At 41.0% G+C, this 3,857-nt stretch carries 6 protein-coding genes; 2 read left to right on the top strand and 4 right to left on the bottom strand.

Features of this window, described 5'->3' with window-relative positions; genetic code table 11:
* Positions 1-608, top strand: a 608-nt coding sequence (locus tag VLN09_RS08305) for a 2OG-Fe(II) oxygenase (protein WP_325245494.1), incomplete at its 5' end; no start/stop codon positions are given.
* An 81-nt stretch (positions 609-689) separates the two neighbouring features.
* On the top strand, positions 690-1,913 hold the full coding sequence (dapE, locus tag VLN09_RS08300) for a succinyl-diaminopimelate desuccinylase (protein ID WP_325245491.1): 1,224 nt from the start codon (positions 690-692) through the stop codon (positions 1,911-1,913).
* A 122-nt stretch (positions 1,914-2,035) separates the two neighbouring features.
* On the opposite strand, the gene VLN09_RS08295 is transcribed toward dapE, so the two are convergent.
* The 4 genes from VLN09_RS08295 to VLN09_RS08280 form a co-directional block, all read right to left on the bottom strand.
* Positions 2,036-2,569: a GyrI-like domain-containing protein gene (locus VLN09_RS08295; protein WP_325245489.1), complete on the bottom strand. Its 534-nt coding sequence runs from the start codon at positions 2,567-2,569 to the stop codon at positions 2,036-2,038.
* A gap of 83 nt (positions 2,570-2,652) precedes the next feature.
* Positions 2,653-2,862, bottom strand: a complete 210-nt coding sequence (iscX, locus tag VLN09_RS08290; protein ID WP_011279849.1) for a Fe-S cluster assembly protein IscX — start codon at positions 2,860-2,862, stop codon at positions 2,653-2,655.
* A gap of 98 nt (positions 2,863-2,960) precedes the next feature.
* On the bottom strand, positions 2,961-3,524 hold the full coding sequence (locus VLN09_RS08285; RefSeq protein ID WP_325245460.1) for an acyl-CoA thioesterase: 564 nt from the start codon (positions 3,522-3,524) through the stop codon (positions 2,961-2,963).
* Between the two features lie 153 nt (positions 3,525-3,677).
* Positions 3,678-3,857, bottom strand: a 180-nt coding sequence (locus VLN09_RS08280) for an NAD(P)(+) transhydrogenase (Re/Si-specific) subunit beta (RefSeq protein WP_325245459.1), incomplete at its 5' end; no start/stop codon positions are given.

Raw genomic sequence — 3,857 nt, 5'->3', positions numbered from 1 at the left:
AGGTCAATTGGGAAAACAAGCTGACAGATCATCAATTTGATAAGCTCGTTGATGATGGTTGGCTGATTATTGATGATGTCTTTGAGCAAAAAGCCTTATTAGCACTGCAAGCGGAAAGTGGCTTTATTGACTATCGTGATGCTCAGCTAACGGCGGGTATTCGTATCAGTGATATTCGCGGTGATAAAATACGCTGGATTACCAAAGACTTTTTTGCAGGATTTTATTATCTGCACAGTATCAATGCGCTTGCTGCTTTATTCAATCAAAGCTTGTTCGCCGGTATTCGCCACAGTGAAGCGCATTACGCTTGTTATCCAGTAGGTTTTGGCTATCTATGGCATAGTGATAATCCAGCTGGGCGTAATGAACGCGTTATCTCTGCGGTTTTTTATCTTAATGATGACTGGACAGCGAATGACGGCGGCGCATTAGAACTCGTTGATAAACATGGTGTCCATCATAATATAATGCCTGTCGCTAATAGGCTTGTAATATTCGATAGTGACTTACAACATCAAGTGCAAATAGCTCATCGTCAGCGTTATTCTATTGCGACTTGGATGCGCCGTGATGGCTTAGTGCCTTTTATTGAAGACGTTATTTAAGTACTGTAATATTCATAAAGACTCTCTCACCAGCTATATCTAACCATTCTATCTATCACTTCATAATAAAAAAGGCTTCTCATGTCAGATATTGATAAAAACCTAACTTCTCAGTCTCATCAGCAAGCAACCCATCAACAACAAACATTGGATTTAAGTATCGCCCTACTTGAACGTCCCTCCGTCACACCAGATGATGATGGCTGCCAAGACATCTTATCTGAGCGGCTGATGCAAGCAGGCTTTGACTGTGAATTTATGTATTACGGTGATAGACAAGCAAAAGGCGAACACGCTGAGGTTAAAAACTTATGGGCGCGCCGCGGTACGACCGATCCGGTCATTTGCTTTGCCGGTCATACTGACGTCGTCCCAACAGGCGATGAAAAAAATTGGACCTATCCGCCCTTTACCCCAACCATTGCAGATGGTTATCTCTGGGCGCGCGGTGCTGCTGATATGAAAACTGGTATTGCGGCTTTTACCGTCGCCGCTGAGCGTTTTGTTGCCAATCACCCTGAACATAATGGCTCAATTGCCTTTTTAATCACTTCAGATGAAGAAGGACCGTCTATCAATGGCACAGTCAAAGTAGTAGAAACGCTAGAAGCGCGCAATGAGAAAATTACTTATTGCTTGGTTGGTGAACCATCAAGCACGGATACACTTGGTGATATCATCAAGAATGGTCGTCGTGGCTCGCTCGGCGCAGTACTTACGGTCACTGGTAAACAAGGTCACGTTGCATACCCGCACCTTGCCTCAAATCCTATGCATGCCGCTATGTCGGCACTCGCAGAATTGACCAATGCCAGTTGGGATAATGGCAATGATTACTTCCCTGCGACTTCCCTGCAAATCTCTAATATCAATGGTGGTACAGGCGCAACCAACGTCATTCCTGAAACGCTCAAAGTTATCTTCAATTTCCGCTTTTCGACAGAAACGACTGAAGAAGAGTTAAAAGCAAAAACCCATGCTATCTTTGATAAATATTTCGCTGATAGCAAAGCAGTTTATGATATTGATTGGAAATTATCTGGGCAGCCGTTTTTGACGCCTGAAGGTAAATTGGTCTCGGCATGCAAGCAAGCGATTAAATCTGTGACCGGTACTGATACGACATTATCAACTTCTGGCGGTACATCCGATGGGCGCTTTATTGCCCCAACTGGAGCGCAAGTCGTTGAGCTTGGTGTGCGTAATGCAACGATTCATCAGGTTGATGAAAAGGTAGAAGTGGATGACTTGGGCAGATTGGCGCAGATTTATGAAGGGATCTTGGAAAATTTACTACTTGATTAATCATAAATAGCAGAAGTAAAAAAGCACCATCTCCTTTAGATTTGGCGCTTTTTCAATTGTATAACCCAATAAATAAATCCAAACTACATTTTATGAGTCTAATTTTTATAGTATTAACTGTTTTACTCGATACCAATATACAATTCGACTTGACCATATTCTAAGTTACCCTCGACATAACGTTCAAAGTCGACATGATACGTTCGAGTATGCTCACAGCTTGGATCATTGAAATATGTCCATGCTTTTTCCCATGCATTCATCACAGTGTTAGGCATATTGCCGTACTCAGAAAACACCATGTATTTTCCTGCAGGGATGCTAACCGTCGTTAGGTTGCTTGCATTTTTATTCTTAGTAGCTTTGACAGTATTTGCCGTATCGTCATTGCCTGACTTTTCTTGCCCATCTTGCTGACTGTTAACCTTCCAACTAGCAACAACATCAAAAGCGCCTACATCATCACTCTCATAGTTATGATAGATACCATAGATATCCTGACCCTTTTCAAGTTGGCTAACATGATTTTTGTAAAAACTTTGCCATAGTTTGCCTAACTTTGCCGTTTCATGGCTAATTTCATCGGTGTTGGTGGTGCGTACGCTGATGCCTGTGCAAGTTTGTACGTCGGTTAGCTTTTGGATGGGTGCAGTCATGAGACGGTGTGTCCTGTTTTCATTTGAAGTTATGTTTGTTATTAAGGCTATGCTGGTGATTAAAAAATAGTAAAAAGGTCAATCTAGTCAGCTTCATCGATCCAATTCATCTGAATCGCTTCTAAGATACCTTCATTAGAGCGTTGTGGATCATCATCAAAGCCTTCAAGCTCAGTCACCCAGCGATGCAAATCCGTAAAGCGGATGTACTGCGGATCGGTCTCTGGGAATTTTTCATAAAGCTCAATGGCGATATCTAAGCTGTCTGTCCATTTTAACTTCTGCGGGGTCATAGTAGCTCCTTATTTTTTGATTATTTTCATAAAATGGCATTATAAAATATATATGCGCTATCCTACCAAAATTCATCATAGGATTATAGGCAAGTTAGTTACGCAGCCTTTGTTGACTTAGTCGACTCAGTAGATTTGGCAGCTTTGATGGCTATTTGGTGGGCATTCCATGTATCAATAACTTCATCTAGCTGCTCACCAGTCATATCCAACACCTCAGTTGCGCACTTGCCTTGCTTGTTGGTTAAGACAAACTTGGTCACACCCACTGCCATCAGCTGGTTCTTAACAAAAAAGCGATGCTCAAAATAGACGTATTTTTTATCCCAACCGACAACTTTACTATTCACTGTCATTTTATCTAAAAACTTAATTTGTTTAAGATAGACCATCTCCTGCATGGCGATAATCCAGCCTAGATTTTTAATGCCCTTTTGATGACAGCATGCCATGAGCCATTTTGTGATATTTAGCTCAATAAAAGACAAGTAACGATAATTGGGCAAGTGATCGCGGAAGCCCATGTCGTGTGGCAATACACGATACTGACGTACAATCAGCGCATTCAATGTGTCGATACTTAAGTGTTCAGTCGTCGGCTGCTTCTTAAGTTGTTGTTTGAGTAGGCTTACCATAATAAAAAAACGCAACAGCATATTCATAAAGAACCTTCTTATTTTATAATATTAATAATGAGAAAATACATTGTAGATAGCTTTAAATGGGCAGTACTCTAACGCAAAAAAAGCCACCTCAGTGACTTTTTATGTGAAAACTTCTACTTAAAAAATAATGTGTAAAACCTGTTTTAAAGATTAATGACCAGCGCCATTGATACTACGAACCATCTCTTCGACCATCTTCTTGGCATCACCAAAGATCATCATAGTTTTGTCCATATAAAATAGACTGTTATCTAGACCGGCATAACCCGTACTCATTGAACGCTTGATAACCATAATCGTTTGGGCTTTAGTAACCTCTAGAATCGGCAT

The organism is Psychrobacter sp., assembly GCF_035469765.1.
Taxonomy (GTDB): Bacteria; Pseudomonadota; Gammaproteobacteria; order Pseudomonadales; family Moraxellaceae; genus Psychrobacter.
The sequence above is the reverse complement of the archived record's forward strand: the minus strand, read 5'-3'. Positions and strand labels throughout refer to the sequence as shown.